Genomic DNA, 26,779 nt, shown 5'->3' on the forward strand with positions numbered 1-26,779 from the left:
CCCACAGGGAGAGGGAGCACATTAATCCCCCCCCGAACGTAAGCCAACGTAAAGATCCCCCGGATTTCGCCCCTCGTCGCTTCATTTTCAACCACTCATCCTCTATCCTGAGCGTTATTACCACTGGGTCCTGGAAGACAAATATGAAACGGACAAAAACGATGAATCACGCGTCGTTCCGCAAAAGCTGGAACGCACGCCACCTGACACCTGTCGCGCTGGCGGTCACCGCCGTCTTTATGCTGGCAGGCTGTGAGCAAAACGACGAAACGGTTTCGCTGTATCAAAACGCCGACGACTGCGCGAGCGCAACCGGTAAAGCCGCTGAGTGTACGACGGCGTATAACAACGCCCTGAAAGAAGCGGAACGTACCGCGCCGAAATATGCCTCACGCGAAGACTGTGTAGCCGAATTCGGTGAAGGCCAGTGCCAGCAGGCACCTGCTCAGGCGGGTATGGCACCGGAAAACCAGGCGCAGGCACAGTCCAGCGGCAGCTTCTGGATGCCGCTGATGGCGGGTTATATGATGGGCCGTTTGATGAGCGGCGGTGCGGGCTACCAGCAGCAGCCGCTGTTTAGCTCCAAAAACCCGAACAGCCCGGCCTACGGGAAATACACCGATGCCACCGGCAAGGGTTACGGTGCTGCAACGCCTGGCCGTACGATGACCGTACCGAAAACCGCAATGGCGCCGAAACCAGCCACCACCAGCACCATTACCCGTGGCGGCTTCGGTGAGTCTGTTGCCAAACAAACCACCATGCAGCGTAGTGCGACCGGCTCCTCAACTCGCTCAATGGGCGGCTGATCATGGAACGAGTCAGTATTGCCGAGCGCCCGGACTGGCGCGAAAAAGCCACCGAATACGGTTTCAACTTTCACACCATGTACGGCGAGCCGTACTGGTGTGAAGATGCTTACTATAAGCTCACGCTTGCTCAGGTCGAAAAGCTTGAAGAAGTGACCGCAGAGCTGCACCAGATGTGCCTGAAGGTGGTTGAGAAAGTCATCGACAGCGATGAGCTGATGACCAAATTCCGCATTCCGAAGCACACCTGGAGCTTTGTTCGTCAGTCCTGGAAAACGAACCAGCCTTCGCTCTACTCTCGCCTCGATCTGGCATGGGATGGCGTGGGTGAACCGAAGCTTTTAGAAAATAACGCAGATACGCCAACCTCCCTGTACGAAGCCGCGTTCTTCCAGTGGATCTGGCTGGAAGATCAGGCGAATGCCGGAAACTTGCCGGAAGGCAGCGATCAGTTCAACAGCCTTCAGGAAAAGCTGATTGAACGTTTCGTCGAACTGCGTGAACAGCACGGTTTCAACCTGTTGCACCTCGCCTGCTGCCGCGATACCGAAGAAGACCGCGGTACGGTTCAGTATTTGCAGGACTGCGCAGCCGAAGCGGAAGTGGCGACGGAATTTCTCTATATCGAAGATATCGGTTTAGGTGAAAAAGGTCAGTTTACGGACATGCAGGATCAGGTGATCAGCAACCTGTTCAAGCTCTATCCGTGGGAATACATGCTGCGGGAAATGTTCTCTACCAAACTGGAAGACGCTGGCGTGCGCTGGCTGGAACCAGCCTGGAAGAGCATTATCTCCAATAAAGCCCTGCTGCCGATGCTGTGGGAGATGTTCCCGAATCACCCGAACCTGCTGCCTGCTTATTTTGCCGAAGATGATTTCCCACCGATGGAGAAATACGTCGTTAAGCCAATCTTCTCCCGTGAAGGGGCAAACGTCTCGATTATCGAAAACGGTAAAACGCTGGAAGCAGTTGAAGGGCCGTACGGTGAAGAAGGGATGATCGTCCAGGCGTTTTATCAACTGCCGAAGTTTGGCGACAGCTATACGCTGATCGGCAGTTGGCTTATTAACGATCAGCCTGCCGGGATTGGCATTCGCGAAGATCGCGCGCTGATTACGCAGGATCTGTCACGTTTCTACCCGCATATTTTCGTCGAGTAAGACTTGCCGGGTGGCGGCTTCACCTTACCCGGCCTACATGTCGAGCGTAGGCCCGGTAAGCGCAGCGTCACCGGGCATGTGTTTACCCCACCTGCACCGACAGCATACTCAAACTCCCCATCTCAATGCCGTCGACCGGGGTTGTAATAACCTCCTGACCGTCCCATGCGCCTAATACATACAGCAATGGCAAGAAGTGTTCCGGCGTCGGGTTAGAGAGCGAACCGCCATCGTGCTCCAGATAGTTCACCAAAGGGTGCCGTTCGACCGGCCCTTGCCAGGCCAGGTTGTCTTTTACATAGTCATTAAAGGCTGTTGCCCAGGGGTACGGCGTATTTTCACCGTGCCAGCGTACCGTACGCAGATTGTGTACCACGTTGCCACTGGCTATCAGCATGATGCCCTCATCACGAAGCGAAGCCAGCTTACGCCCCATCTCCATGTGCCAGGCAGCTGGTTTGGTGCTGTCGATACTCAGTTGTACCATCGGAATATCGGCATCCGGATACATTTTGATCAACACCCCCCATGAGCCATGGTCAAAGCCCCAGGCTTCTTTGTCCAGCGCAACCGGAACAGGGGCAAGCAGATCAACCAGCCGCTGCGCCAGCTCAGGGGAGCCCGGCGCAGGATAATGCGTGTCATACAGCGCCTGCGGAAAGCCGCCAAAATCATGAATCGTTTTTGGCGTTTCCATGGCCGTCACGCCGGTACCCCGGGTAAACCAGTGCGCAGAGACCACCACAATTGCCTTCGGACGCGGTAACGTCTCACCCAACTGACGCCAGGCGCGGGTATAGACGTTATCTTCCAGGACGTTCATTGGGCTGCCATGGCCTAAAAACAGTGCTGGCATACGAGAAGAAGACATGGTGATATCCTTAGAGGAGGTGTCAATGTGATAGGCCTACATTACGCGTATTCAGGTGAAGATGAACGCAGATAACCGTGAAGATCATCATCAGGAAATTTGAATGCCAGATATCGCTTAAGGAGAATGCATGTCAGTACCGTTGATTTTGACCATACTTGCGGGCGCCGCAACCTTTATCGGTGCGTTCCTCGGGGTACTCGGGCAAAAACCCTCTAATCGCCTGCTGGCCTTCTCGCTGGGTTTCGCCGCCGGGATCATGCTGCTTATCTCGCTGATGGAGATGCTGCCCGCCGCGCTTCACACCGAAGGGATGTCGCCTGTTCTGGGCTATGGCATGTTTATCATTGGCCTGCTGGGTTATTTTGCACTCGACCGTATTCTTCCTCACGCGCACCCGCAGGATTTAATGCAAAAAAGCGTTACCCCCATTCCGGGAAATATCAAACGCACGGCCATTCTGCTGACGCTGGGTATCAGCCTGCATAACTTTCCGGAAGGTATCGCCACCTATGTCACGGCCAGCAGCAACCTGGAAATAGGTTTTGGTGTGGCGCTGGCCGTGGCTTTGCACAATATTCCTGAAGGACTTGCCGTTGCCGGGCCCGTTTATGCCGCCACGGGTTCAAAACGTACAGCTGTCTTTTGGGCAGGTATCTCCGGCATGGCTGAAATTCTCGGCGGCGTGCTGGCGTGGCTGATCCTCGGTAGCCTCGTATCCCCGGTTGTAATGGCTGCAATTATGGCTGCCGTGGCCGGGATTATGGTCGCGCTCTCTGTCGATGAGCTGATGCCGCTGGCAAAAGAGATCGATCCCAACAATAACCCAAGCTACGGCGTGCTGTGTGGAATGTCAGTGATGGGGATGAGCCTGGTTCTGCTGCAAACGGCAGGTATTGGCTAAGAATTAATGCCTCCGTTTTTATACGGAGGCTTTATATTATTCAAAAAAACAATCCTATATATTTTACATATAATAACCCACAAAATATAAATCTATTAAAACCCCGAAAAAAGAAGCCTCTTCAGATAGCCTGAAAATATTAATTAAAACCATCTAAAAATATATTTAAGTCACGTTAATCGCGTCTCCCCGCCCCAATCCGTATACTTTGCGAGTATTCTGAAATTAATATTCACATTACGAATCAATCTGAAAAAGGATATTTTCATGTATATGGGTAAAAAATTGCTGTTAGCGGCAGCTATGGCTGCCATTGTATCGGGTTCTGCGTTTGCTGATGATCAAGGCTCAGGCAAAATCAAATTCAAAGGCGTGGTTATTGACGCACCATGCAGCATCGCTCCAGACAGCGTTGATAAAGAAGTCGACCTGGGTGAAGTGACTACGGCCGTTATCAACGCCAACAAAAAATCCACGCCGGTTCCGGTCGATATCAATCTGGAAAACTGCCAGCTTGACGATCCGGCAGACGAAACCGACACGCCAATTACTAAAGTGGAAGTGACCTTTACCAGCGCAGCGACAGATGCGACGGATACCAGCCTGATGAGCAACACCTTTGCAAACGGTGCGCAGAACGTGGGCGTCCGTCTGCTGGATAACGCGGAAGGCAACATCACGCTTGGTCAGCCAAACGTGCTTGATCTGCTGGCGGGTTCAACCACCCAGACGCTGCATTTCAAAGCGGTTATGGAAGTCCCAACAGGTAAAACTGCGACGGCAGGCCAGGTTGAAGCCACGGCTAACTACGTCCTGATGTACAAATAATTCCGTTACGTCACGGTATCAGCCGACTGGCAATCCATGCCGGTCGGCACTCTTTATTTATTCGAGTAACAGGATGATGACATACAAAGTACAATGGATAATCATCATTGCGTCCCTGTTAATGACGATAGTTGCCTCTGCCACTGAATTTAATATAAACGCCATCGATAAAGATCAGCGCGGCAGCGTCGATTTATCACGTTTTAAAGATCAAATATCGGTTACGCCGGGAAGCTATTTCGTTACGGTTTCAGTTAATGATATTCCGCTGGCAAATGGCTGGCAGCTTCGCTGGCGAGAAATAAATAACGCAGTTCAGGTCTGTATTCCCCCCGCGCTGGCCGATACATTCGCATTGCAGGATGACGTTCGTCACGCTTTGCCGGAAAAAGAGGGATGCGTTGATTTCGCCACCAGACCAGACATCAAATTTATTTTTGAGCAAGGCAGCCAGACCCTGAAAGTAACGATCCCCCAGGCGTGGCTGCAATACCGTGCGGTTGACTGGATGCCGCCATCCACCTGGGACAACGGCGTGCCAGGCGTACTGCTGGATTACAATCTTTTTGCCAGCCATTATCAGCCCAATAGCAGCGGCAGCAATGACAACGCCAATACCTATGGTACCGCCGGTGCGAACATGGCCGCGTGGCGTCTGCGAAGCGATTACCAGTACACGCGAAGCGATACTGAAGCAGGCTCAGAGCAGGATGGCCGTTTTTCACGCGTGTATATGTTCCGCCCTCTGCCCTCGATCGGTGCGAAACTGACGCTGGGTGAAACGGATTTCCAGTCCTCCATTTTTGACGCCTTCACCTACACCGGCGCATCGCTAATCAGCGATGAACGTATGCTGCCATGGTCGCTGCGCGGCTATGCCCCACAGATTACCGGAATAGCACAAACCAACGCCACCGTGGCCGTAAGCCTTGCCGATCGCGTGATTTACCAGAGTAAAGTGCCACCAGGACCCTTTGTTATTCAGGATCTTAACCAGTCGGTTCAGGGCACGCTGGACGTCAAAGTCACGGAAGAAGACGGACGCGTCAACACCTTCCAGGTCTCGGCTGAATCCGTGCCGTTTTTAACGCGCAAGGGCCAGGTGCGCTATAAGCTCGCGGCGGGTAAAGCGCGCCAGGGCGCCTCCCATGATGTTGAAGATAACGCCTTCATGAGCGGCGAATTTTCCTGGGGCATGCTGTCGCACACCTCTCTGTATGGCGGCACGCTGGCCGATGGCGACCGTTATCGTTCCGTCGCTGCCGGGATCGGCCAGAATATGGCCTGGCTGGGGGCGCTCTCTTTTGACGTCACGCAGGCTACCAGCCAGCTGCCACACCAGCGCAGCCAGACGGGTTACAGCTATCGCATTAACTACAGCAAGCGTTTCGATACCACCAGCAGTCAGCTTACGCTCGCCAGCTACCGCTACTCAGACCCACAGTTTTTGAGCTACGCCCGCTACCTGGATTATGACAACGGTGACCGCCAGTCGGAAAAACAAACCCTGAGCGTGACGGCAAGCCAGTACATTTCAGCGTTATCCCTGAACCTGTACGTCAATATGCTGCGTCAGACATGGTGGAATGATTCACCCTCCACGACCGGCAGCATCACGGCGGGCTACAACTTTGATATAGGTCGCTGGAAGAACCTTGGCGTAACCCTGTCCTGGAGTAAAACGCATTACGAGGAGGAAGACGAAAATGACGATACTCAGTTTTATCTCTCGCTCAGCGTACCGCTCGATCCCGATCATCGACTTAACTATGACCTGCGTAACAGCGACACGCTGAGCCATAACGTGTCGTGGTATGACACGTCGGATCGCAATAATACCTGGGGCGTTTCCGCAGGTACGGAGAGCGGGAAGCCAGATTCCGGCGCGCAGGTCAGCGGGAATTATCAGCATTATTCTGCGTACGGCGATCTCAATCTCTCCGGCAGCTATAAAGCTAACGAATATAACTCCCTCAGCGCGAGCTGGAGCGGTTCCTTCACCTCAACGGCGAAAGGCGCCGCGCTGCACCGGCGCAGTTACGGTAATGAACCCCGCGTAATGGTCAGCACCGACGGGGTAGGCCATATCCCGCTGAACATGTCGCGCGATGAAACTAACCGTTTTGGCATCGGCGTTTTACCGTCATTCTCCAGCTATTCCCCCTCCAGCGTGCAGGTCAATATGAACAACCTTCCGGATGGCGTGGACGTGGACAACCGCGTCGTGACCTCAACCTGGACTGAGGGGGCCATTGGTTATCGTCAGATTGCCACGCGCGCAGGTCAGGACGTAACAGGCGTTTTGCGGATGTCGTCAGGAACACCACCACTCGGGGCGATTGTTCGCCTGGATGAAAGCAATTTACAGGTTGGGATGGTGGCCGATGAAGGCCGCGTCTGGCTCGGCGCCGTTGAGCCAGAACAGCAGTTTCGCGTGACATGGGGCGACAACCAACAGTGTCGCTTCTCGTTACCTTCTCACTTAGAAAACAGTATGCCGTTGATACTGCCGTGCCAGTAAGAAATCATCATGAAATTAACGCCGATTAAAAGCCTGTGCCTGATGCTGATCAGCACAACATTTACCGCCCACGCGGCCATTAACCTGGACCGCACGCGCATTGTTTTTCCAGAAAGCGACAAGGCCAGCAGCCTGAAAGTGGACAACCAGAGCAAGGCGCTGCCTTATCTGGCGCTCTCCTGGATTGAAGATGAAAAGGGGCAAAAAGAAGATGTGCACTTTATGGCGCTTCCCCCCATTCAACGTATCGAAGCGGGCGCCTCGTCGCAGGTAAGAATTGTTAAACAAGCCGCTACCCGCCAGTTGCCAAAAGACAGGGAATCGCTGTTTTATTTCAACCTGCGTGAAGTACCGCCTAAAAGCACCAGCGCCAGCGAGGAGCGCAGCGTGATGCAGGTTGCCATGCAGAGCCGAATTAAGCTCTTCTGGCGTCCGGAAGCGATTCGCAAAAAATCTGGCGAACTGACTGAAATGCGTATGGAAATTACCGCCAACGCGAAAGGGCTCACGGTCCACAACCCTACGCCGTACTACATCACGCTGGCGTGGCTGAGCAAAAATGCCAAAACCATGCTGCCGGGTTTTGACAGTCTGATGATTGCGCCTTTCGCCACGGCAACTGCCTATACCGGCGATTACCACGGTAGTTATTACAGCATCGGCTACATCGACGATTACGGCGCACTGAAAAAAGTCGACGTACAGTGCACCGGAACGGCGCAATGTAAGCTTAACGAACGGAAAATCGATAAAGATGCGAAAGCTCACTAGTTTCCTGCTTACATTGCTGCTTACAGCGCTGCCTTTGAAAGAAGCGCTGGCGCTCAACTGCTATCTGGGTGGATCTGGCGGCCACGTCGAGGAGACAAAAACGATCTCCCCTTTTGCCATACCCAGCAACGCTCAGGTTGGCCAAAAAATATGGGAGTCTGATGACATTAAAATTCCGGTGACGTGTGACAATAACGTCACAAGCGGTTTCAAGCCGGAAGATGTTTTTGCCTGGGTAAACCCTTATCCTGCCGCAACCGATCCCTATTATGAACTGGGCGTCACCTATGAAGGCATAGATTACGATGCCACAGGCCAGCCCAACGGCGTGGATACCCGCCAGTGCCTGGACAACGATAACATCACCATTTACACCCCGGATCAAATCCGCCAGATGGGTTGGGAGAATCGCATCTGTTCTGGCAATCCGGATGATATCCACATTACGCGCACGTTCGTCGCCCGTTTTCGACTTTTCGTGAGAATTAAGGCTATGCCGCCACATGGCTATGTCAGCTCGCTCAGCGATTACATCGTTGTGCAGTTTGACGGTAAGGGCGGCGTTAATCAGATGGCCGATGCGAAGAACCTTAAGTATCACATCAACGGACTGCAAAACATTACGGTGCTTGATTGCGGGGCGACGTTTACCATTTACCCTGAGAATCAGGAGATCGACTTTGGCACCTTCAGCGCGCGCGACATCGTGAATCAGCAGACGCGTATGCGCACGTTTTCAATACGAACCACCAAAGTGCAGGATGCCCAGTGCTCGGATGGATTTAAGATGGACTCGTCGTTTTACACAACCGAAACGCTCAGCGCAGACGACACTGCGGTACTGATAGGGAATGGGTTAAAACTGCGTATTCTTAACGGAACGGCCCCTTACACCTTCAACCAGTACAAAGAGTACGCCGATTTTACGGGCGATAAGATGAATGTTGAGCAAAACTACACAGCTGAACTTTCACGGGAAGAAGGGAAAGCGATTCAGTCCGGGCCGTTCGAAACCGTGGTACTGTTCAAAATTAACTACCACTAGAAACAAAAAAACCGGGTTTCCCCGGCTTTTATACATCAGCATGTTCAGCTGGCTTTGCGCTCGTGCGCGCGGCGGTACTCAACCAGATCTTCAATCGTCACCACTGGCATATTGTGCAGGCGCGCAAAGGTGATGCACTCCGGCGCACGCGCCATGGTGCCATCATCGTTGGTCAGTTCGCACAGCACGCCTGCGGGTTTGAAGCCAGCCAGCGTCACCAGATCGATGGTCGCTTCGGTATGACCACCACGGGTCAGCACGCCGCCCGGCTGCGCGCGCAGCGGGAAGACGTGACCAGGGCGGTGCAGATCGGAAGGTTTCGCACCATCAGCAATCGCTGCACGCACGGTGGTCAGACGGTCAGCCGCCGACACTCCGGTGGTTACGCCATGCGCCGCTTCAATGGTCACAGTGAAGCCGGTACCAAAGGCGCTGGTGTTGTTTTCAACCATCATCGGCAGATCAAGCTGCTGGCGACGGTCTTCGGTGATGCACAGGCATACGATGCCGCTACCGTGACGGATGGTCAGCGCCATCTGCTCAACGGTCATGTTCTCGGCGGCAAAAATCATGTCGCCTTCGTTTTCACGGTTTTCATCGTCAAGCACCATCACACCGCGGCCTTCGCGCAGGGCATCCAGTGCATGTTCAACACGTTGAATTGAAGTGCCAAAAGAGGAAAGTAGCGTCTGATTCATGGTAAAAAAACCTCATTAACTTTATGGTTACCAGAATCAGGGCAGTCTTAGGAGCGCCGTACAAGCGGCAAAAAAATAACGTGAGCGGGCTTTGCCCGACTGGATCGTTACTCTCTCCCATCCGGACTCTAACCGTCGGCCCCGGAATTACACCGGATCTGCTGACCTTTGAGAATTCACCCAAAGCGCTCGCGGGCTTTCAGCGTTAAGCTGATTTACCGCCGGTGGGGAATTTCGCCCCGCCCTGAGAATAAGCGAGATAACTATAACGCTATTGATTACCCTGGGCAATGCATAAGCTTCAAACAATTTTGTTTAACCCGCGGCATGACACGCTACAATAGGCACTAACACCTTTTCATCAAGGGAAACGACAATGATTGACCCAAAGAAAATTGAGCAGATCGCACGTCAGGTTCATGAGTCCATGCCGAAAGGTATTCGTGAGTTTGGTGATGACGTTGAGAAGAAAATCCGCCAGACGTTGCAGGCACAGTTGGTTCGCCTTGATTTAGTCAGCCGCGAAGAGTTTGACGTGCAGACGCAGGTGCTGCTGCGCACCCGCGAGAAGCTGGCGCTGCTGGAACAACGTTTGACCGAGCTGGAAAACCGCAATGCGCCGGAAGAAGTGAAGCCAGCGCCAGCTATTCCACCGGTGGATGACCAGGCATAAGTGCGGCCTGATGCCCTCACCCCAGCCCTCTCCCACAGGGAGAGGGTGAAAAACGAACGGGCCAACAGGCCCGTTTTTTACTGACTGTCTTTCTGGATCTTCTTAATGATGTTGGTGGTTGAACACCCGTCCTCAAAGTTGAGCACCATTACTTCACCACCATTCGCCCAGACCTCTTCGCTACCTGCGATTTGCTCTGGTTTGTAATCACCGCCCTTCACCAGCAGGTCAGGCAAAATTCCGGCAATCAGGCGCTGCGGGGTGTCTTCTTCAAATGAGACCACCCAGTCCACCGCTTCCAGCGCGCCGAGCACTATCATGCGCTGCTCCAGCGGGTTAACCGGACGCGTTTCACCCTTCAGACGTTTGGTTGAGGCATCGCTGTTGACCGCCACAATCAGGCGGTCGCCCAGCTTGCGCGCATTCGCCAGATACGACACGTGGCCCGCATGCAGGATGTCGAACACGCCGTTCGTCATCACCACTTTTTCACCGCGTTTGCGCGCGGCGGCAACGGCCACTTTCAGCTCGTCTTCGGTCATGACGCCAAAGCCGGTATCCGCACGCCCACGCACCGCGTTTTCCAGCTCAATTGGCGAAACGGTGGAGGTCCCGAGTTTACCGACGACCACGCCCGCCGCGGCGTTCGCGAAGTAGCATGCTTCTTCCAGGGAGTTACCCGCCGCCAGCGTCGCCGCCAGCACGCCAATCACCGTATCACCGGCACCGGTCACGTCGTACACTTCCTGCGCCTGGGTTGGCATATGCAGCGGCGCCTTGCCCGGTTGCAGCAGCGTCATGCCCTGCTCGGAACGGGTCACCAGCAGCGCAGACAGCTCGAAATCAGCGATGATTTTCATGCCGCGCTCAACCAGCTCTTCTTCAGTTTTGCACTTGCCCGCCACCGCTTCGAATTCAGAGAGGTTTGGCGTCAGCAGGGTTGCGCCGCGATAGCGCTCAAAATCGGTGCCTTTCGGGTCGATCAGCACCGGAACGCTGGCTTTGCGCGCCAGCTGGATCATGGTCTGCACGCTCGCCAGCGCGCCTTTGGCATAATCAGACAGCACCAGCGCGCCAATATTGCCCAACGCCTGGTTAATGCGCTCGTGCAGCGGCTCGGGATCAACGCCTTCGAACCCTTCTTCAAAGTCGAGGCGGATTAGCTGCTGGTTACGCGACAGCACGCGAAGCTTGGTGATGGTTGGGTGGGTCGGAACAGAAACGAAGTCACACTTCACATTCACGTCCGCCAGCGACTTGCTCAGCGCACGCGCCGCATCGTCAATGCCGGTCAGGCCAACCAGACGCGAATGTGCGCCCAGAGAGGCTATGTTCATCGCCACGTTTGCCGCGCCACCGGGACGCTCTTCAATGGTGTCGACCTTTACCACCGGTACCGGTGCTTCCGGAGAGATGCGGCTGGTCGGCCCATACCAGTAGCGATCCAGCATCACATCACCGACAACCATAACTCCAGCACGTTCAAACTCTGGCAGTGTTACTTTCATTCCTGACTCCAGAAAGATTCACAATTTGCGCGCGATAATATCACACTTGTTTTGTTACGCACGGTTCCACTAGCCACTTCTGCCAGCTTGTAGTCACCTGCGCGCGTTCGTCGGCGAAACAGTCCAGCGCCACATGGCCCGGCTGTTCCTGTAATGCCAGATGGTGCAACTCATCACGCAGTGTGGTGTAGGCGTGGGTTAAGGCCTGCGCCTCTTGCTCACCCATAATGTCGTTCTGCGCCAGCAGTTCCAGTATGCGCACGTTATCCGACCAGCGGGTCAGCTTCGGTTTATCGTGCGCGTGCAGCAGCACCAGGTACTGAGTGATAAACTCAATATCGGTAATCCCGCCTTCATCGGCTTTGATATCAAAGCGATCGCGATGTTTGTTGCCAAGGTGCGCGCGCATCTTCTCCCGCATTTCCCGCACTTCGGTTTGCAGCGTACTGCCCTCGCGCGGGGTCGTCATGACCGCCTTGCGGATCGCATCGAACTGCGTTTTGAGCTGCGGATCGCCATACACCACGCGGGCGCGCACCAGCGCCTGATGCTCCCACGTCCAGGCTTCGTTCTTCTGATAGTCGGCGAAAGCCTCCGTCGAGGTGACCAGCATGCCTGCCGCGCCGGACGGGCGCAGACGCGCATCCACTTCATACAGAATGCCGGATGAGGTGCGAGTGCTGAACAGGTGCATGATGCGCTGGGCCAGGCGCAGGTAGAACTGCCGTCCGTCAATCTCACGTTCGCCGTCGGTCATGACGTCTGCCGGACAGTCGTGGAGGAAAATCAGATCCAGATCGGAGCTGTAGCCCAGTTCCCAGCCGCCCAGCTTGCCGTACCCCACCACCGCAAAACCGCGGCCTTCACGGTCAGCAAGGTGCTTCGGCTGGCCGTAGCGGGCTACCATCTGCACCCACGCCTGATGGACAACCGCGTCGATGATCGCTTCCGCCAGCCAGGTTAAGTGATCGCTCACTTTCATTACCGGCAGGGTACCGGCGATATCTGCCGCCGCCACGCGCAGCATCTGTGCCTGCTTAAACTGACGCAGCGCCTCAAGCTGTTGCTCTTCGTCCTCTTCAGGTACGCGCAGCAGATACTGACGCAGCTCGTCGCGGTAGGCATCCGTCGCCGTCGGCTGATAGAGGGTATTCGGGTCGAGCAGTTCGTCCAGCAGCAGCGGATAACGCGCCAGCTTGTTCGCCACCATCGGCGAGGCGGCGCAGAGGGAAATCAGGTGCTTCAGCGCGCCGGGAAACTCGCTTAACAGCTCAAGGTAAGTGGTACGCGTGACGATCCCACTCAGCAGCGGCATCATGCGCGACAGCGGCACCGGCGCATCGTCGCGGGAGCAGACATCGCTCAGCAGATGCGGCATCAGATGATCCAGCACCTGACGACCGCGTGGGCCGATAGCGCGTTTGTTTAGTTCGAGACGGAAATCAGCAATCAGCGCCACCACGCGATGGCGGGCATCGTCGCTTAAGTGCGCCAGCACCGGCGTGGTGTCATCTTCCTGGAGTGCGTCCTGCCACAGTTCGCGCCAGTGCTCGGAGAGCGCATTGTCCTGCGATTCAGTTTCGTCGTCGCCGATCAGATCGTTAAAGATGCGGCGCACGCCCGCCATATGCGCTTCCAGCCGTTGCGTCAGCGCCGCCCAGTCATCCACCCGCATCCCCCAGGCCAGACGCGCCCGGTTCAGCTCATCGCCCGGCAACGTCTGGGTCTGTTCGTCGTTGATACTTTGCAGCAAATTTTCCAGACGACGCAGGAAGAGATAAGAGTCACGCAGCGTTTGCGCGTCGCCTTCCGGCAGCAGATGCAGCTGATCGATAGCGCTTAGCGTCGGCAGCAGCGAGCGGGATTGCAGAGAAGGTTCACGCCCGCCGCGTATCAGCTGGAAGACCTGGACGATAAATTCGATCTCACGAATACCGCCAGCACCGAGCTTGATGTTGTCTTTCAGGCCACGGCGACGCACCTCGCGGGCAATCATCCCTTTCATATTTCGCAGGGACTGGATAACGCTGAAGTCGATGTAGCGGCGGAACACGAACGGGCGCAGCATGGCGCGCAGCTCGTTGGCGTAGGCATCGTCGCTGTCGCCCATGATCCGCGCTTTGACCATCGCGTAACGCTCCCAGTCGCGACCCTGCTCCTGGTAGTAATCTTCCAGCGCGGCAAAGCTCAGCACCAGTGGCCCGCTGTCGCCAAACGGACGCAGGCGCATGTCCACGCGGTAAACAAAACCATCCTGCGTGGGCTGATCCAGCGCCTTAATCAGCCGCTGCCCCAGACGAGTAAAGAACTGGGCATTGTCCAGCTCGCGACGGCCGCCGCGCGTGGAGCCGTTCTCGGGCCAGGCAAAAATCAGATCGATGTCTGAGGAGAAGTTCAGCTCGCAGCCGCCCAGCTTGCCCATCCCCAGGATCAACAGTGGCTGAGGAACCCCTTCCTCGCTGCACGGCGTGCCCCACTCTTTACAGCAGGCGGCGTAGAGCCAGTCCCGCGCGGCGACAATCAGCGTCTGCGCCAGCTCGCTCAACTGCTGCAAGGTGCTCTCTTCACTCACCAGCTCCAGCGCCTGCGCCCAGGCAATGCGTACCATCACCCGGCGGCGGAACTGACGCAGAACGCGCATCAGCGTGGCTTCGTCTGCCACCTCTGCCAGCGCGGTTTGCAGCCAGCCAGCATAATGCCGCCACTCGTCAGCCTGCGGCGGCGCGCTTTCCAGCTCTGCCAGCCAGTCCGGGTTAGCGCTGACGCTCTCCTGTACAAAATCACTGAACGTGAGCACGCTTTTCGCCTGCTCGCTTAACGACGACGCGGGTAACGACTCAGGCAGGCGTTCACAAACGGTCTGCCAGTGCTGCTGTAACTGCGAAGAAAGCGGCATATCAGGGGTTCCTTGCCAGAATTAACGTTTTCCGCTGTGCAGCCAGTACGGATCCTGCGAAATGGCCTCGTTGCGGAAATGCTCGATCTCAATCTGCTGACGGGTCTCGATGGCATGCTTAAGCCCCTGCCAGTTCTCCAGCCAGGCCTGCGCCTTCACGCCCTCATACGCACCCGACAGCAGCAACATGCTGTCGATGTTACGCGCCAGGCGGGGAAGCTGATCGCCATACTGGTCACCCAGCGGATGCGCAAAGGTGGTTCTCAGTTCGGCCGCGTGACGGGAGAGGTGGATATCCGCAAAACGTTTGAAGTTTTCCGCAATTTTGGCCTGCCCTTTCGCATCGAGGAAGGTGCGCCAGCCGCACGTCACCAGAAACTCGGTCAGCGCCAGTTTCGCGCTGGCGTTTTGCGGGCTGTAGATCGCCGTTTGTGCCGACACGTCGGAAAGCATCAGCGTTTCGGTTTGAGTGAGCAAATCACGTAAGTGAGTGCTGGCTTTACGCGGTACAATGCCGCCAAAGAGCGTCAGGGTATGACGTACCAGCCCCATAGCGGCCAGCACCTGTTTTTTGGCATTTTTCACGTTACGCGCCCACAGCTCCTCGTGGTACTGCCACTGAGAGAGTGCCAGCTCCAGCGCCGCTTCCATCCCCTGCTCAACGGAGGCTTTCGGCACAACGCGCAGAATCGGGGTTTCTCGCAGCACGCGCGGCGCATTCCCGGCGGCCAGGTGATAGCCGCGTGCCGCTTTACTCAGGCTGCCCTGACGCAGTCCAGGCTGGTTCACCAGCTTGCGCGCCAGCTTCAGCACATCGCTCGCGTCGCCTTCAAGCAGTTCGAGTTCCAATTCGCAGATCGGCTCCTGCTCTTCACCAGCCTTAATTTCACCCCGATCAAACGCGATCTCAATGCGGCTCTTGCCTTCCGTCACCAGCCATTTCTCGCGCCAGAAATCGGTGCTGAACAGCGGTTGCGCCTCTGCCGACAGCGTTGCGGGCAGCATCCCTTCCGGCCACACTTCCGCCGGAAAACGATCCAGCTCAAGTTCTGGCTTACTGATGTCGATATTGTATTCCGGACGCTGGTGTAAACCGCCCACCACGCGACCGGCGATTTTCATCGTCATCTCGTAGCGCCCGTTCGCACCCCGGATGCGCAGGCCCATATCATGGTTGCGCAGCCAGTTGTCCGGCGTTTCGTAATAGATGTTGAGCAGCTGTACGGGTTCATGGTGCTCGCCGGACAGCGTATTCAGATGCTGGCGGAGCGCGTCAGCGCTGTCTTTTTCGACGATAAACTTTAATTCGATCTCTTGTGCCATAGCCTTGTACTTTTGCGTGCGTCACAGACGCGTCGATGAAGGCGAACTTCCTCGCCATTTGTTTGTCAGTACATAGTATTTTGCGCCAAATTGCCACGCAATGAGCAATTTGACGGGCGTAAAAGTTTAAAGCGGTGGAAATCATGACACAGATGATTCCGATTGATGATGAATCCTTTGCGTAGCGACACTGATACCACTACTATCGTTCCACTTTTTATGAAAATAACGACTGATATGCTTAAATTACGCCTGATTGGACTTACTTTACTCGCTTTTAGCGCCGCAACCGCGGTCCACGCTGAAGAGAAACGTTACGTTTCTGATGAACTGAATACCTGGGTACGCAGCGGCCCTGGAGACAATTATCGCCTCGTGGGTACGGTAAATGCCGGCGAGGAAGTGACCCTGCTGCAAACTAACGCAGACACCAATTACGGTCAGGTTCGTGACAGCTCTGGCCGCACCTCATGGATCCCGCTGAAAGAGCTGAGCACGGTGCCAAGCCTGCGCACCCGCGTGCCGGATCTGGAAAATCAGGTGAAAACCCTGACTGACAAGCTGAACAACATCGACGGCACCTGGAACCAGCGCACCGCAGAGATGCAGCAGAAAGTGGCGCAAAGCGACAGCGTAATCGCCGGTCTGAAAGATGAAAATCAGAAGCTGAAAAATGAGCTGATCGTCGCGCAGAAGAAAGTGAACGCCGCGAATCTACAGCTGGATGACAAACAACGCACCATCATCATGCAGTGGTTTATGTATGGCGGCGGAGTGCTGGGCGTCGGTCTGGTGCTGGGTCTGGTGCTTCCTCACCTTATCCCAAGCCGTAAACGTAAAGACCGCTGGATGAACTAACTCGTCTTCTCTGCCACACTTACGTATCATCTTGCGAAAAGAGAAAACGGGAGTGTTGGCGTGAAGAGTTATCTGGTCGGTGGTGCGGTACGTGATGCGTTATTAGGTCTGCCGGTCAAAGATAAAGACTGGGTCGTGGTCGGTGCCACGCCCGAAGCGATGATTGACGCGGGCTACCAGCAGGTAGGCCGCGATTTTCCTGTGTTCCTCCATCCGAAAAGCCGGGAAGAGTACGCCCTGGCGCGAACCGAACGGAAATCCGGTTCCGGTTATACCGGCTTCACCTGCTATGCCGCGCCGGATGTGACGCTGGAGCAGGACTTACTGCGCCGCGATCTCACCATTAATGCCCTGGCGCAGGACGAAAACGGCCATATTATCGACGTCTACGGCGGCCAGAACGATCTGCGCGACCGTCTTTTACGCCATATTTCCCCCGCCTTTTCTGAAGATCCGTTACGCGTACTGCGCGTGGCGCGTTTTGCCGCCCGTTATGCCCATCTCAGCTTCCGCATCGCCGACGAGACGATGGCGCTGATGACGGCCATGACCGACGCGGGCGAGCTGGAACACCTGACGCCAGAACGCGTCTGGAAAGAGACCGAAAACGCCCTGACTACCCGTAATCCGCAGATCTTTTTCCAGGTTCTGCGCGACTGCGGGGCGCTGAAAGTGCTGTTCCCGGAAATAGATGCGCTGTTTGGCGTGCCCGCCCCGGCGAAATGGCACCCTGAAATTGATACCGGCATTCACACCCTGATGACGCTGAGCATGGCCGCTATGCTCAGTCCTGAAGTGGACGTGCGCTTTTCCACTCTCTGCCATGACCTCGGCAAAGGGTTAACGCCAAAGGAATTGTGGCCACGCCATCACGGGCACGGTCCGGCTGGCGTAAAGCTGGTTGAAGGGCTTTGCCAGCGCCTGCGCGTGCCGAATGACGTTCGCGATCTGGCAAAGCTGGTCGCCGAGTTCCACGACCTGATCCACACCTTCCCGATCCTGAAACCCGCCACCATCGTCAGGCTGTTTGATAACATCGACGCCTGGCGCAAGCCGCAGCGCGTGGAGCAAATTGCGCTGACCAGCGAAGCCGACGTGCGCGGCCGCACCGGGTTTGAAGCGTCCGATTATCCGCAGGGTCGTTTGCTGCGTGAGGCGTGGGACGTAGCGAAAGCGGTGCCAACGAAAGAGGTGGTGGAGGCAGGGTTTAAAGGCCCGGAGATCCGCGAAGAGCTGACGAAGCGGCGGATTGATGCGGTTGCGGCGTGGAAGGAAAAACGTTGCCCTCAGCCGAAAGACTGAGGGCGGTCGGTCATCAGAAGAAGACCACGTACACGGCAGCCGCGACGATAAAGCGGTAGATCGCGAACGGAATAAACGAAATACGCTTAATCAGTTGCAGGAAGGTTTTGATGGCGATCAGCGCCACAATGAAGGCGGTGATAAAGCCCACGGCGAACATCGGAATGTCACCCACGGTCAGGAAGCCGATGCTTTTGTAGAGATCCAGCGCGGTGGCGCCCATCATCATCGGCACCGCCAGCAGGAACGAGAACTCAGACGCCGCGTAACGGCTCACGCCCATCAGCATCCCGCCGGAAATGGTTGCCCCTGAACGGGAGAAGCCCGGCCACAGCGCCAGACACTGGAAGCAGCCAATCATAAACGCCTGACGATACGTCATATCGTCCAGACCTTCCGCACGCGGGGTTTTTGGCTTCAGCACTTCGGCGGCAATCAGCAGGAAGCCGCCGACAACCAGCGCGTACATCACGTTAATCGGGTTGAAGAGCGATTTAATGGTGTCGTGGAACACCAGCCCCAGCACCACTGCCGGGATCATCCCGAGCAGAATATGAATCAGCGTCAGACGCCCCTTGCCCTCTCCTTCACGCTGCGGCAAACGCCCGAAGTGGATGCCGATCAGACCAAACAGACGACGCCAGAACATCACAACCACCGCCAGGATAGAGCCCAGCTGAATCACCACCTCAAACGTCTTTGCGGTATCGCCTTCAAAGCCCAACAGATGGCCAACGATAATCATATGGCCCGTACTGGACACCGGCAAAAACTCCGTCAATCCTTCGACCACACCCAGTATTGCCGCCACCAGCAGCGAGTGCATATCGCTCATCTATAAACCCCTAAAAAGATATAAAAAAACGGTTGCCACAACGGCTACCGTGAAACATACAGCTCTAAGACCGATATAACCTAAAATGGTTTAGCTATTATGACGTTAAATCTTTCCTTTCAGATTTGTGCCACGCTCGATAATCACGCCCACGTTGGCGGCGCGCGCCACCGCGCCCGGCTTGCTTAGCTTAATGCGCACCCACGGGGAGTTAAATTTGCTCAGCAGCAGGTCTGCCACCTCTTCCGCCACGCGTTCTACCAGCGCAAATCGTTGCCCTTCCACATGGCCGATGACCGTTTCACTGATGTCGGCGTAGCTCAGACAATCATTCACATCATCGCTTTTCGCTGACTTGCGGTTATCCCAGCCCATTTCGATATCGAACACCAGTTTCTGCTCGATGGTCTGTTCCCAGTCGTAAACACCAATTGTGGTGATTACCGAAAGTTGCTCTATAAATACAATATCCATCACGACCTGCCTGCTTTTTGGCTAAACCGGATACCACTTCCGGCGAATTATGCGTATTATCCACAGATGCTGAGAATACAGATACATTTTCAAAACGGAACAGCGTTATGAGTGCAATCGCGCCTGGAATGATTATCCTCGCCTACCTTTGCGGCTCAATCTCCAGCGCCATTCTGGTCTGCCGCATCGCCGGGTTGCCTGACCCGCGTGAAAGTGGTTCCGGGAATCCGGGGGCGACCAATGTACTACGAATTGGCGGCAAGGGAGCAGCCGTAGCGGTTTTGATTTTTGACGTTCTGAAAGGAATGCTTCCCGTCTGGGGCGCGTATGCGCTCGGCGTCACACCCTTCTGGCTGGGGCTGATAGCCATCGCCGCCTGCGTCGGCCACATCTGGCCTGTTTTCTTTGGTTTTAAAGGCGGTAAAGGCGTGGCCACTGCGTTTGGCGCGATTGCGCCGATCGGCTGGGATCTCACCGGCGTGATGGCGGGCACCTGGCTGCTGACCATCCTGCTGAGCGGTTATTCGTCGCTGGGCGCCATCGTCAGCGCACTGATCGCCCCGTTCTATGTCTGGTGGTTTAAACCGCAGTTTACCTTCCCGGTGTCGATGCTCTCGTGTCTGATCCTGTTGCGCCATCACGACAACATTCAACGCCTGTGGCGTCGTCAGGAAACGAAGATCTGGACGAAGCTCAGACGTAAAAAGAAAGACGCTCAGTAAACCGTTCGTTATGCCTTATAACCAAATGTGATTTTTGTCACCTTCTGCCTGTGGTAACTGTTAGAGACACAACACAACCACACAAAAAGAAAATGGCAGAAATCACAGATTCAACTCCCCTTCCAGCGGCAGCAAACACCCCGGATGGCGATATCAAGTGGGTACGCAGCGCATCGGACGTTTCACGTCTCGTTAATGACGGCTCTCAGGGCCGGGCCAATGCCCGCATCGTGGTCGGTATCGCGCTCGGGGGAATTTTTCTCGATGCCTACGATCTCGGCGCGCTGGCATTCGGCATCAAAGACATCACCCGCGAATTTAACCTGACGCCCGCCGGTACCGGCATGGTGGCTTCAGCCATTACGTTTGGCGCGATTGTCGGGGCGCTGCTCGGCGGCTATCTTACGGATAAAATCGGGCGCTACCGCGTCTTTATGGCCGACATGGTATTCTTTGTCGTTGCCGCTATCGCCTGTGCGCTGGCCCCGAACGAATATGTGCTGGCGGGCGCGCGCTTTGTGATGGGTCTTGGCGTTGGGATCGACCTTCCCGTCGCGATGGCGTTTCTCAGCGAGTTCGCCAGACTGAAAGGCCCGGGGAATAAAGCCTCCAGCGTCGCGATGTGGTGTCCCACCTGGTATGCGGCCATCAGCATCTCTTATCTTCTGGTGCTCTTCTTTTACGCCGTGCTGCCGGAAAGCCACAGCGACTGGCTCTGGCGTCTGATCCTTGGCTTTGGCGCGGTGCCCGCGCTGGTGATTATCGCCATCCGCAGCCGCTATATGAGCGAATCCCCGGTCTGGGCGGCGAATCAGGGCAATCTGAAGGAGGCGGCGTCCATCCTGCGGCAGTCTTACAACATTAATGCCCACGTACCGCAGGATGCGCTCGACCAGCCCGCGCCTGTTGTGAACAAGGCAAAATGGTCGAACTACCTGAACCTGTTCCGCGGTATCTATCTGCGGCGTACCACGCTCGCCACCCTGCTGTCGGTCGTCTCCTCGTTCGCCTATAACGCCGTAGCCTTTGGCCTGCCGGTGATCATCTCCAGCTTCTTTGTGCAGTCGATGCTGACGACCATTCTGATCTCGCTGGCGCTTAATCTGCTGTTCGCGTTTGTCGGCGGGCTGCTGGCGGTGCGCTATGTTCCGCGCTTCGGCGCATGGCGGATGTCACTGGCGGGTTATGCGTGCCAGCTGGCGGCGCTGCTCGGCCTGGCGCTGATTGGCCGCCCTGACGGGTCCACGGAAGGCGTGGTCGCCGTCGCGATGCTGGCGCTGTTCCTGTTTGGCCAGGGTTTTGGTCCGGGTGCGCACACCATGACGTTTGCCTCTCTGAGCTACCCGACCTCGCTGCGCGGTGTGGGTGTGGGGCTTAACCAGACGCTGATGCGCAGCAGTTCAACGCTATCACTGTTTCTGTTCCCGCTGCTGGTCGCCTCGCTGGATACCGCCGTGTTCTGGGTGATTGCGCTGGCGCCGTTTATCGGCCTGGCCTCGCTGCTGGCGATCCGCTGGGAGCCGTCGGGGTATGATGTGGATGCAGAGGATTATCGCTAGCCTTTCTTGCCGGGTGGCGCTGCGCTTACCCGGCCTACATTACTGAAACCGGCTCACATGAGCCGGTTTTTTTATCCATAAGCGACTCATATGACAGCCTTCATTTCCGCCAGGGCATACTGAAACGTATCCCGATAGTGCGGAAGTGGAAGCACCATGTTAGCAACTCAGGTCACTGATAATTCATACAAAGGCTGGCAGGCCTCGCTTGCCCTCCAGTTTTGTCATACCCCTGAGAAAACCCTCCTCCATTCCGCGCGTCACACCGGGCCACTTACCGTTCAGCGTCCGTTTTATCCCGAAGGGGAAACCTGCCACCTTTACCTGCTGCACCCGCCAGGCGGAATTGTGGGCGGGGATACGCTGGATATTTCCGTGCGGCTCGACGCCAAAAGCCATGCCCTCCTCACCATGCCCGGCGCCAGCAAGTTCTATCGCAGCAGCGGCCCGCTGGCCTGCCTCAGTCAGCATTTTTACCTCGACGAAGAGGCCACGCTGGAGTGGCTGCCGCAGGACACCATTATTTTCCCCGGCGCTAACGCCGCGCTGCGTTCCGTCTTTCACCTGCACGCCACCAGCACGCTGCTGGCGTGGGAGCTGTACTGTCTGGGCCGTCCGGTGATAAACGAAACCTTCAGCCAAGGCACGCTGGAGAGCCGCCTTGAGGTGTGGGTGGATGGCGAGCCGCGTCTGATTGAGCGACTGCATCTCAGCGGTGGCGATCTGACGCCCGTCGCGGACCATCCGTGGGTCGGCACGCTGCTGTTCTATCCGGCCCGGGAAGCACATCTCGACACGGTGCGCGAGCGGCTCGCCCCGCAGGAAAACTTTGGCGGGGCGACGCTTACCGACGATCTGCTGTCGGTGCGTTTTCTCTCGCACGACAACCTGATTTGTCAGCGGGTGATGCGCGATATCTGGCAGTCGCTTCGCCCGCTTTTAACCCCCAAAACCGCCTGTTCGCCGCGCATCTGGCAGACATAAAGAGAAACGCTATGGAACTGACTCCCAGAGAAAAAGACAAGCTGTTGCTGTTCACCGCCGCGCTGGTTGCCGAACGCCGCCTCGCGCGCGGGGTAAAGCTCAACTATCCGGAATCGGTCGCGCTGATCAGCGCCTTTATTATGGAAGGCGCGCGCGATGGCGAAACCGTCGCCTCGCTGATGGAAGCCGGCCGCCACGTCCTGACGCGCGATCAGGTGATGGAGGGCGTACCGGAGATGATCCCGGATATTCAGGTGGAAGCCACCTTCCCGGACGGATCCAAGCTCGTCACCGTCCACAACCCGATCGTGTAAGGAGCGCGTGATGATCCCAGGTGAATACCGGATCCAGTCCGGCAACATTGCTCTCAACGTCGGGCGCGAAACCCGAAGTGTGATAGTGGAAAACCACGGCGACAGGCCGATCCAGGTGGGATCGCACTATCACTTTTACGAGGTCAACCCGGCGCTGAAGTTCGATCGCGAGGCCACCCGAGGCTACCGGCTGAACATCCCGGCGGGCACCGCTGTGCGCTTCGAGCCCGGCCAGAAGCGGGAAGTGACGCTGGTGCAGGTGACGGGCGCACAGCGCATTTTCGGTTTTCGCGGCGAGATCATGGGCGAGGTGAAACATGGCTGAGATTTCACGCCAGGCGTATGCCGATATGTTTGGCCCCACGACCGGGGATAAAGTGCGGCTGGCCGACAGCGAACTGTGGATCGAAGTAGAAGACGATCTCACGATCTACGGCGAAGAGGTCAAGTTCGGCGGCGGGAAGGTGATCCGCGACGGCATGGGACAGGGGCAGATGACCGCCGACGACTGCGTGGATCTGGTGCTCACCAACGCGCTGATCGTCGATCACTGGGGGATCGTGAAAGCGGATATCGGCGTAAAAAATGGGCGGATCTTCGCCGTCGGCAAAGCCGGAAACCCGGACATTCAGCCCGGCGTGACGATCCCGATTGGCGCAGCAACGGAAGTGATCGCCGCCGAAGGCAAGATTGTCACCGCTGGCGGGATCGACACCCATATCCACTGGATCTGTCCGCAGCAAGCGGAAGAGGCGCTGGTCTCTGGCGTCACCACCATGATCGGCGGCGGCACCGGGCCCGCGGCAGGTACAAACGCAACCACCTGCACGCCGGGGCCATGGTATATCGCCCGCATGTTGCAGGCTGCCGATACGCTGCCGGTGAATATTGGCCTGCTGGGCAAAGGGAACGGTTCAAACCCGGACGCGCTGCGCGAGCAGATCGCGGCAGGTGCCATCGGGCTTAAGATCCACGAAGACTGGGGTGCGACGCCTGCGGCCATCAACTGCTCGCTGGAGGTCGCTGAAGAGATGGATATCCAGGTGGCGCTGCACAGCGACACGCTGAACGAGTCCGGTTTTGTCGAAGATACGCTGGCCGCCATCGCCGGGCGCACCATCCACACCTTCCACACCGAAGGGGCGGGCGGCGGCCATGCGCCAGATATCATCACCGCCTGCGCGCACCCGAATATTCTGCCCTCCTCCACCAACCCGACGCTGCCCTACACGGTCAACACCATCGACGAGCACCTGGACATGCTGATGGTTTGCCATCACCTCGACCCGGATATCGCCGAGGACGTGGCGTTTGCCGAATCCCGCATTCGCCGGGAGACCATCGCCGCCGAAGACGTGCTGCACGATATCGGCGCGTTCTCACTCACCTCGTCAGATTCACAGGCAATGGGCCGCGTGGGGGAAGTGATTATCCGCACCTGGCAGGTCGCGCACCGCATGAAGGTTCAGCGCGGCGCGCTGCCGGAAGAGACCGGCGATAACGACAACTTCCGGGTGAAGCGCTATGTCGCCAAATACACCATTAACCCGGCGCTGACCCACGGCATCGCCCATGAAGTGGGCTCGATTGAGGCGGGCAAGCTGGCGGACCTGGTGGTCTGGTCCCCGGCGTTCTTCGGCGTCAAGCCCGCCACCATCGTCAAAGGTGGGATGATCGCCTGCGCACCGATGGGCGATATCAACGCCTCGATCCCCACGCCGCAGCCGGTGTATTACCGTCCGATGTTTGGCTCGCTGGGCGCCGCGCGCCACGCCACACGGCTGACGTTTATCTCGCAGGCCGCCAGTGCGAACGGCATCCCGCAGCAGCTCAACCTGCAGAGCGCCACCGCGGTGGTGAAAGGCTGCCGGACGGTGAAAAAGGCGGACATGATCCACAACGCTCTGCAACCGAACATCACCGTTGATTCGCAAACCTACGAGGTGCGCGTCGACGGCGAACTGATTACCAGCGAACCGGCTGACGTTCTGCCGATGGCGCAACGCTATTTCCTGTTTTGAGGAGTGATGATGATTTATCTGACCCAACGCCTGGACCACGCACACCCGACTACCGCCAGCGTCACGCTGCCGATTGACGTGCGGGTGAAAAGCCGCGCCCGCGTAGCGCTGAACGACGGTCGCGAAGCCGGGCTGATGCTGCCGCGCGGTTTGCTGCTGCGCGGCGGCGATCTGCTGACCACCGACGACGGCAGCGAGGTGATCGAAGTGATCGCGGCCCCGGAGTCGGTTTCCGTGGTGCGCTGCGCCGATCCGTTCCTGCTCGCCCGCGCCTGTTACCACCTGGGCAACCGTCACGTGCCGCTGCAAATTATGCCCGGCGAGCTGCGCTACCACCACGACCACGTTCTTGACGACATGCTGCGTCAGTTCGGGCTGGAGGTGACCTTCGCCAGCCTGCCGTTTGAACCGGAAGCGGGGGCTTACACCAGCGATGCCCACAGCCATGGCCACTCCCACGCTCATTCACATTAAGGACTCATCATGCGCAAGTATTTACCGCTGTTTCTGCTGGCCTTTTCCGTTCCGGCGCTTGCCCATCCGGGCCACGGGACCGACAGCTTCCAGGCCGGATTTCTCCATCCGCTGACCGGGCTGGATCACCTGCTGATGCTGACGGGGGCTGGCGTGCTGTCCGCCCTGAGCGGCCGCAAGCTGCTGCTGCCGTTAGCAACGCTCGGCATGATGCTTGCTGGCGCCGTTGCGGGCAGCCTGCTCGGCGGTTTTAGCGGCATGGAGATGCTGATTATCGCCTCGCTGGCGGTCTGCGGCGTGATGATGTTTAAGACTGAAAATCGCCTGCTGCTGGCGGTGCCAGCCCTGGCGATGTTCCACGGCTGGGCGCACGGCGTGGAGATGTCCGGCCACAGCTTCTGGCTCTTCACCAGCGGGTTTATGTTAGCCAGCGCCACGGTGCTGTGCGCCAGCTTCGCGGCAGGGCTGCTGCTGCGCCGTCACGACGGCCTGCGTAAAACCTTCGGTGGCGGGCTGATCGTCTCTGCCCTACTGGCGCTGATGAGCTGATGGAGCACGCCCGCCAGCGGCTGCGCCTGATGCAGCTCTCCAGCAGTAGCCTGCCGGTCGGATCGTTTACCTGGTCGCAGGGGCTGGAGTGGGCTGTCGAGGCCGGGTGGGTCACGGACGCTGAGGCCTTCAGGCGCTGGCAGATCCAGCAGATGGAGCAGAGCTTTTTCTGCGTCGACCTGCCGCTGTTTATCCGCCTTTATCGTGCCTGCGAGAAGCAGGACGTCGCGACAGCAAAACGCTGGACGGCATACCTGCTCGCCTGCCGGGAAACGCGCGAGCTGCGCGATGAAGAACGCAACCGTGGCGCGGCCTTTACGCGCCTGGTTAAAAGCTGGGAACCCGCCTGCCCGCCAGAATGGTTGCCGCTGTTGACGCAGAGCCAGCTCTGCGGCATGGCGTGGCTCGGCGTGCGCTGGGGCATTAGCACGCGTGAGCTGGCGCTGAGCCTGGGCTACAGCTGGATTGAGAGCGCGGTGATGGCGGGCGTCAAGCTGGTGCCGTTTGGGCAGCAGGCCGCACAACAGCTGATTATCGACCTGAGCGACCATTTTGCCGCCGGGTTTGAACAGGCATTTTTACGTGGCGACGACGCGCTGGGGGCCGCTACGCCGCTGTCCGCCATCGCCTCCGCGCGCCACGAAACCCAATATTCACGACTATTCCGTTCCTGAGGA

Annotated in this window: 26 protein-coding genes and 1 riboswitch; of the genes, 19 read left to right on the top strand and 7 right to left on the bottom strand. The window is 57.2% G+C overall.

All coding sequences use genetic code 11. The features are described from left to right. The first annotated feature begins 143 nt into the window (after positions 1 to 143). On the top strand, positions 144 to 809 hold the full coding sequence (locus RY075_RS19835) for a DUF1190 family protein (RefSeq protein WP_003862522.1): 666 nt from the start codon (positions 144 to 146) through the stop codon (positions 807 to 809). A 2-nt stretch (positions 810 to 811) separates the two neighbouring features. Then, on the top strand, positions 812 to 1,972 hold the full coding sequence (locus tag RY075_RS19840; RefSeq protein ID WP_023314866.1) for a glutathionylspermidine synthase family protein: 1,161 nt from the start codon (positions 812 to 814) through the stop codon (positions 1,970 to 1,972). An 82-nt stretch (positions 1,973 to 2,054) separates the two neighbouring features. On the opposite strand, the gene ygiD is transcribed toward RY075_RS19840, so the two are convergent. Further along, positions 2,055 to 2,843 (bottom strand): 4,5-DOPA dioxygenase extradiol, encoded by a 789-nt coding sequence (gene ygiD / locus RY075_RS19845; protein WP_023314867.1) that lies wholly within the window; start codon positions 2,841 to 2,843, stop codon positions 2,055 to 2,057. Positions 2,844 to 2,973: 130 nt separating this feature from the next. Here ygiD and zupT point away from each other — a divergent pair, with 130 nt between their 5' ends. The 5 genes from zupT (at position 2,974) to RY075_RS19870 (ending at position 8,912) form a co-directional block, all read left to right on the top strand. After that, on the top strand, positions 2,974 to 3,747 hold the full coding sequence (zupT, locus tag RY075_RS19850) for a zinc transporter ZupT (RefSeq protein ID WP_023314868.1): 774 nt from the start codon (positions 2,974 to 2,976) through the stop codon (positions 3,745 to 3,747). A gap of 267 nt (positions 3,748 to 4,014) precedes the next feature. Next, positions 4,015 to 4,575: a fimbrial protein gene (locus RY075_RS19855; RefSeq protein WP_003862529.1), complete on the top strand. Its 561-nt coding sequence runs from the start codon at positions 4,015 to 4,017 to the stop codon at positions 4,573 to 4,575. Between the two features lie 76 nt (positions 4,576 to 4,651). Beyond that, positions 4,652 to 7,096 (top strand): fimbria/pilus outer membrane usher protein, encoded by a 2,445-nt coding sequence (locus RY075_RS19860; protein WP_302378169.1) that lies wholly within the window; start codon positions 4,652 to 4,654, stop codon positions 7,094 to 7,096. A 9-nt stretch (positions 7,097 to 7,105) separates the two neighbouring features. Next, positions 7,106 to 7,867 (top strand): molecular chaperone, encoded by a 762-nt coding sequence (locus RY075_RS19865; RefSeq protein ID WP_302378162.1) that lies wholly within the window; start codon positions 7,106 to 7,108, stop codon positions 7,865 to 7,867. After that, positions 7,851 to 8,912, top strand: coding sequence for a type 1 fimbrial protein (locus RY075_RS19870; protein ID WP_302378163.1), 1,062 nt, complete (start codon positions 7,851 to 7,853; stop codon positions 8,910 to 8,912). The genes RY075_RS19865 and RY075_RS19870 overlap by 17 nt, the downstream gene beginning before the upstream one ends. A gap of 44 nt (positions 8,913 to 8,956) precedes the next feature. Here the strand turns inward: RY075_RS19870 and ribB are convergent, their stop codons facing one another. Next, positions 8,957 to 9,610: a 3,4-dihydroxy-2-butanone-4-phosphate synthase gene (ribB, locus tag RY075_RS19875; RefSeq protein WP_045335738.1), complete on the bottom strand. Its 654-nt coding sequence runs from the start codon at positions 9,608 to 9,610 to the stop codon at positions 8,957 to 8,959. 105 nt (positions 9,611 to 9,715) lie between these two features. Then, a riboswitch (FMN riboswitch) is annotated at positions 9,716 to 9,866 on the bottom strand. 120 nt (positions 9,867 to 9,986) lie between these two features. Between ribB and ubiK the strand changes: the two genes are divergently transcribed. Continuing rightward, positions 9,987 to 10,283 (top strand): ubiquinone biosynthesis accessory factor UbiK, encoded by a 297-nt coding sequence (ubiK, locus tag RY075_RS19880; protein WP_003862539.1) that lies wholly within the window; start codon positions 9,987 to 9,989, stop codon positions 10,281 to 10,283. 77 nt (positions 10,284 to 10,360) lie between these two features. Here ubiK and hldE read toward each other — a convergent pair whose 3' ends face one another. The 3 genes from hldE to RY075_RS19895 are packed head-to-tail and all read right to left on the bottom strand — an operon-like array spanning position 10,361 to position 16,010. Then, positions 10,361 to 11,791 carry a bifunctional D-glycero-beta-D-manno-heptose-7-phosphate kinase/D-glycero-beta-D-manno-heptose 1-phosphate adenylyltransferase HldE gene (gene hldE / locus RY075_RS19885; RefSeq protein ID WP_003862540.1) on the bottom strand — a complete coding sequence of 477 codons (1,431 nt, stop codon included), beginning with the start codon at positions 11,789 to 11,791 and terminating at the stop codon, positions 10,361 to 10,363. A gap of 40 nt (positions 11,792 to 11,831) precedes the next feature. After that, positions 11,832 to 14,687: a bifunctional [glutamate--ammonia ligase]-adenylyl-L-tyrosine phosphorylase/[glutamate--ammonia-ligase] adenylyltransferase gene (gene glnE, locus RY075_RS19890; RefSeq protein ID WP_338627943.1), complete on the bottom strand. Its 2,856-nt coding sequence runs from the start codon at positions 14,685 to 14,687 to the stop codon at positions 11,832 to 11,834. 21 nt (positions 14,688 to 14,708) lie between these two features. Continuing rightward, complete coding sequence (locus RY075_RS19895; protein ID WP_129258612.1) at positions 14,709 to 16,010, bottom strand: inorganic triphosphatase; 1,302 nt, start codon at positions 16,008 to 16,010, stop codon at positions 14,709 to 14,711. Positions 16,011 to 16,247: 237 nt separating this feature from the next. On the opposite strand from RY075_RS19895, the gene RY075_RS19900 reads away from it, so the two are divergent. Beyond that, positions 16,248 to 16,868, top strand: coding sequence for a TIGR04211 family SH3 domain-containing protein (locus tag RY075_RS19900; protein WP_001303390.1), 621 nt, complete (start codon positions 16,248 to 16,250; stop codon positions 16,866 to 16,868). Positions 16,869 to 16,928: 60 nt separating this feature from the next. Beyond that, positions 16,929 to 18,170: a multifunctional CCA addition/repair protein gene (locus RY075_RS19905; protein WP_232967725.1), complete on the top strand. Its 1,242-nt coding sequence runs from the start codon at positions 16,929 to 16,931 to the stop codon at positions 18,168 to 18,170. Positions 18,171 to 18,183: 13 nt separating this feature from the next. On the opposite strand, the gene bacA is transcribed toward RY075_RS19905, so the two are convergent. After that, positions 18,184 to 19,005, bottom strand: a complete 822-nt coding sequence (gene bacA / locus RY075_RS19910) for an undecaprenyl-diphosphate phosphatase (protein WP_003862545.1) — start codon at positions 19,003 to 19,005, stop codon at positions 18,184 to 18,186. 105 nt (positions 19,006 to 19,110) lie between these two features. After that, the gene (folB, locus tag RY075_RS19915) at positions 19,111 to 19,479 is read right to left on the bottom strand and encodes a bifunctional dihydroneopterin aldolase/7,8-dihydroneopterin epimerase (RefSeq protein ID WP_003862547.1); all 369 of its coding nucleotides are present in this window, start codon (positions 19,477 to 19,479) and stop codon (positions 19,111 to 19,113) included. 107 nt (positions 19,480 to 19,586) lie between these two features. On the opposite strand from folB, the gene plsY reads away from it, so the two are divergent. The 9 genes from plsY to RY075_RS19960 all read left to right on the top strand — a co-directional run bounded on the left by plsY (position 19,587) and on the right by RY075_RS19960 (position 26,776). Continuing rightward, positions 19,587 to 20,201 carry a glycerol-3-phosphate 1-O-acyltransferase PlsY gene (plsY, locus tag RY075_RS19920; RefSeq protein ID WP_003862548.1) on the top strand — a complete coding sequence of 205 codons (615 nt, stop codon included), beginning with the start codon at positions 19,587 to 19,589 and terminating at the stop codon, positions 20,199 to 20,201. 92 nt (positions 20,202 to 20,293) lie between these two features. After that, a complete protein-coding gene (locus RY075_RS19925) occupies positions 20,294 to 21,760 on the top strand; it encodes an MFS transporter (RefSeq protein WP_003862552.1) in 1,467 nt (488 codons plus the stop codon). A gap of 156 nt (positions 21,761 to 21,916) precedes the next feature. Beyond that, complete coding sequence (locus tag RY075_RS19930; protein ID WP_109949026.1) at positions 21,917 to 22,744, top strand: urease accessory protein UreD; 828 nt, start codon at positions 21,917 to 21,919, stop codon at positions 22,742 to 22,744. 11 nt (positions 22,745 to 22,755) lie between these two features. Next, positions 22,756 to 23,058 carry an urease subunit gamma gene (locus RY075_RS19935; RefSeq protein ID WP_003862556.1) on the top strand — a complete coding sequence of 101 codons (303 nt, stop codon included), beginning with the start codon at positions 22,756 to 22,758 and terminating at the stop codon, positions 23,056 to 23,058. 10 nt (positions 23,059 to 23,068) lie between these two features. Further along, complete coding sequence (locus RY075_RS19940) at positions 23,069 to 23,383, top strand: urease subunit beta (RefSeq protein ID WP_003862557.1); 315 nt, start codon at positions 23,069 to 23,071, stop codon at positions 23,381 to 23,383. Next, positions 23,376 to 25,079 carry an urease subunit alpha gene (gene ureC, locus RY075_RS19945; RefSeq protein WP_045345581.1) on the top strand — a complete coding sequence of 568 codons (1,704 nt, stop codon included), beginning with the start codon at positions 23,376 to 23,378 and terminating at the stop codon, positions 25,077 to 25,079. The genes RY075_RS19940 and ureC overlap by 8 nt, the downstream gene beginning before the upstream one ends. 9 nt (positions 25,080 to 25,088) lie before the next feature. After that, a complete protein-coding gene (ureE, locus tag RY075_RS19950) occupies positions 25,089 to 25,553 on the top strand; it encodes an urease accessory protein UreE (RefSeq protein ID WP_003862559.1) in 465 nt (154 codons plus the stop codon). Between the two features lie 9 nt (positions 25,554 to 25,562). Beyond that, positions 25,563 to 26,102 carry a HupE/UreJ family protein gene (locus RY075_RS19955; protein ID WP_003862561.1) on the top strand — a complete coding sequence of 180 codons (540 nt, stop codon included), beginning with the start codon at positions 25,563 to 25,565 and terminating at the stop codon, positions 26,100 to 26,102. Continuing rightward, a complete protein-coding gene (locus tag RY075_RS19960; RefSeq protein WP_063979276.1) occupies positions 26,102 to 26,776 on the top strand; it encodes an urease accessory protein UreF in 675 nt (224 codons plus the stop codon). The genes RY075_RS19955 and RY075_RS19960 overlap by 1 nt, the downstream gene beginning before the upstream one ends. Positions 26,777 to 26,779 lie beyond the last annotated feature (3 nt).

Source organism: Enterobacter sp. JJBC (assembly GCF_036936505.1).
GTDB classification, from domain to species: Bacteria; Pseudomonadota; Gammaproteobacteria; order Enterobacterales; family Enterobacteriaceae; genus Enterobacter; species Enterobacter hormaechei_C.

Bases quoted from the DNA above. Each gene is read 5' to 3' on its own strand.
- RY075_RS19835 (WP_003862522.1), top strand. From the start codon at position 144: ATGAAACGGACAAAAACGATGAATCACGCGTCGTTCCGCAAAAGCTGG.
- RY075_RS19840 (WP_023314866.1), top strand. From the start codon at position 812: ATGGAACGAGTCAGTATTGCCGAGCGCCCGGACTGGCGCGAAAAAGCC.
- ygiD (WP_023314867.1), bottom strand. From the start codon at position 2,843: ATGTCTTCTTCTCGTATGCCAGCACTGTTTTTAGGCCATGGCAGCCCA.
- zupT (WP_023314868.1), top strand. From the start codon at position 2,974: ATGTCAGTACCGTTGATTTTGACCATACTTGCGGGCGCCGCAACCTTT.
- RY075_RS19855 (WP_003862529.1), top strand. From the start codon at position 4,015: ATGTATATGGGTAAAAAATTGCTGTTAGCGGCAGCTATGGCTGCCATT.
- RY075_RS19860 (WP_302378169.1), top strand. From the start codon at position 4,652: ATGACATACAAAGTACAATGGATAATCATCATTGCGTCCCTGTTAATG.
- RY075_RS19865 (WP_302378162.1), top strand. From the start codon at position 7,106: ATGAAATTAACGCCGATTAAAAGCCTGTGCCTGATGCTGATCAGCACA.
- RY075_RS19870 (WP_302378163.1), top strand. From the start codon at position 7,851: ATGCGAAAGCTCACTAGTTTCCTGCTTACATTGCTGCTTACAGCGCTG.
- ribB (WP_045335738.1), bottom strand. From the start codon at position 9,610: ATGAATCAGACGCTACTTTCCTCTTTTGGCACTTCAATTCAACGTGTT.
- ubiK (WP_003862539.1), top strand. From the start codon at position 9,987: ATGATTGACCCAAAGAAAATTGAGCAGATCGCACGTCAGGTTCATGAG.
- hldE (WP_003862540.1), bottom strand. From the start codon at position 11,791: ATGAAAGTAACACTGCCAGAGTTTGAACGTGCTGGAGTTATGGTTGTC.
- glnE (WP_338627943.1), bottom strand. From the start codon at position 14,687: ATGCCGCTTTCTTCGCAGTTACAGCAGCACTGGCAGACCGTTTGTGAA.
- RY075_RS19895 (WP_129258612.1), bottom strand. From the start codon at position 16,010: ATGGCACAAGAGATCGAATTAAAGTTTATCGTCGAAAAAGACAGCGCT.
- RY075_RS19900 (WP_001303390.1), top strand. From the start codon at position 16,248: ATGCTTAAATTACGCCTGATTGGACTTACTTTACTCGCTTTTAGCGCC.
- bacA (WP_003862545.1), bottom strand. From the start codon at position 19,005: ATGAGCGATATGCACTCGCTGCTGGTGGCGGCAATACTGGGTGTGGTC.
- folB (WP_003862547.1), bottom strand. From the start codon at position 19,479: ATGGATATTGTATTTATAGAGCAACTTTCGGTAATCACCACAATTGGT.
- plsY (WP_003862548.1), top strand. From the start codon at position 19,587: ATGAGTGCAATCGCGCCTGGAATGATTATCCTCGCCTACCTTTGCGGC.
- RY075_RS19925 (WP_003862552.1), top strand. From the start codon at position 20,294: ATGGCAGAAATCACAGATTCAACTCCCCTTCCAGCGGCAGCAAACACC.
- RY075_RS19930 (WP_109949026.1), top strand. From the start codon at position 21,917: ATGTTAGCAACTCAGGTCACTGATAATTCATACAAAGGCTGGCAGGCC.
- RY075_RS19935 (WP_003862556.1), top strand. From the start codon at position 22,756: ATGGAACTGACTCCCAGAGAAAAAGACAAGCTGTTGCTGTTCACCGCC.
- RY075_RS19940 (WP_003862557.1), top strand. From the start codon at position 23,069: ATGATCCCAGGTGAATACCGGATCCAGTCCGGCAACATTGCTCTCAAC.
- ureC (WP_045345581.1), top strand. From the start codon at position 23,376: ATGGCTGAGATTTCACGCCAGGCGTATGCCGATATGTTTGGCCCCACG.
- ureE (WP_003862559.1), top strand. From the start codon at position 25,089: ATGATTTATCTGACCCAACGCCTGGACCACGCACACCCGACTACCGCC.
- RY075_RS19955 (WP_003862561.1), top strand. From the start codon at position 25,563: ATGCGCAAGTATTTACCGCTGTTTCTGCTGGCCTTTTCCGTTCCGGCG.
- RY075_RS19960 (WP_063979276.1), top strand. From the start codon at position 26,102: ATGGAGCACGCCCGCCAGCGGCTGCGCCTGATGCAGCTCTCCAGCAGT.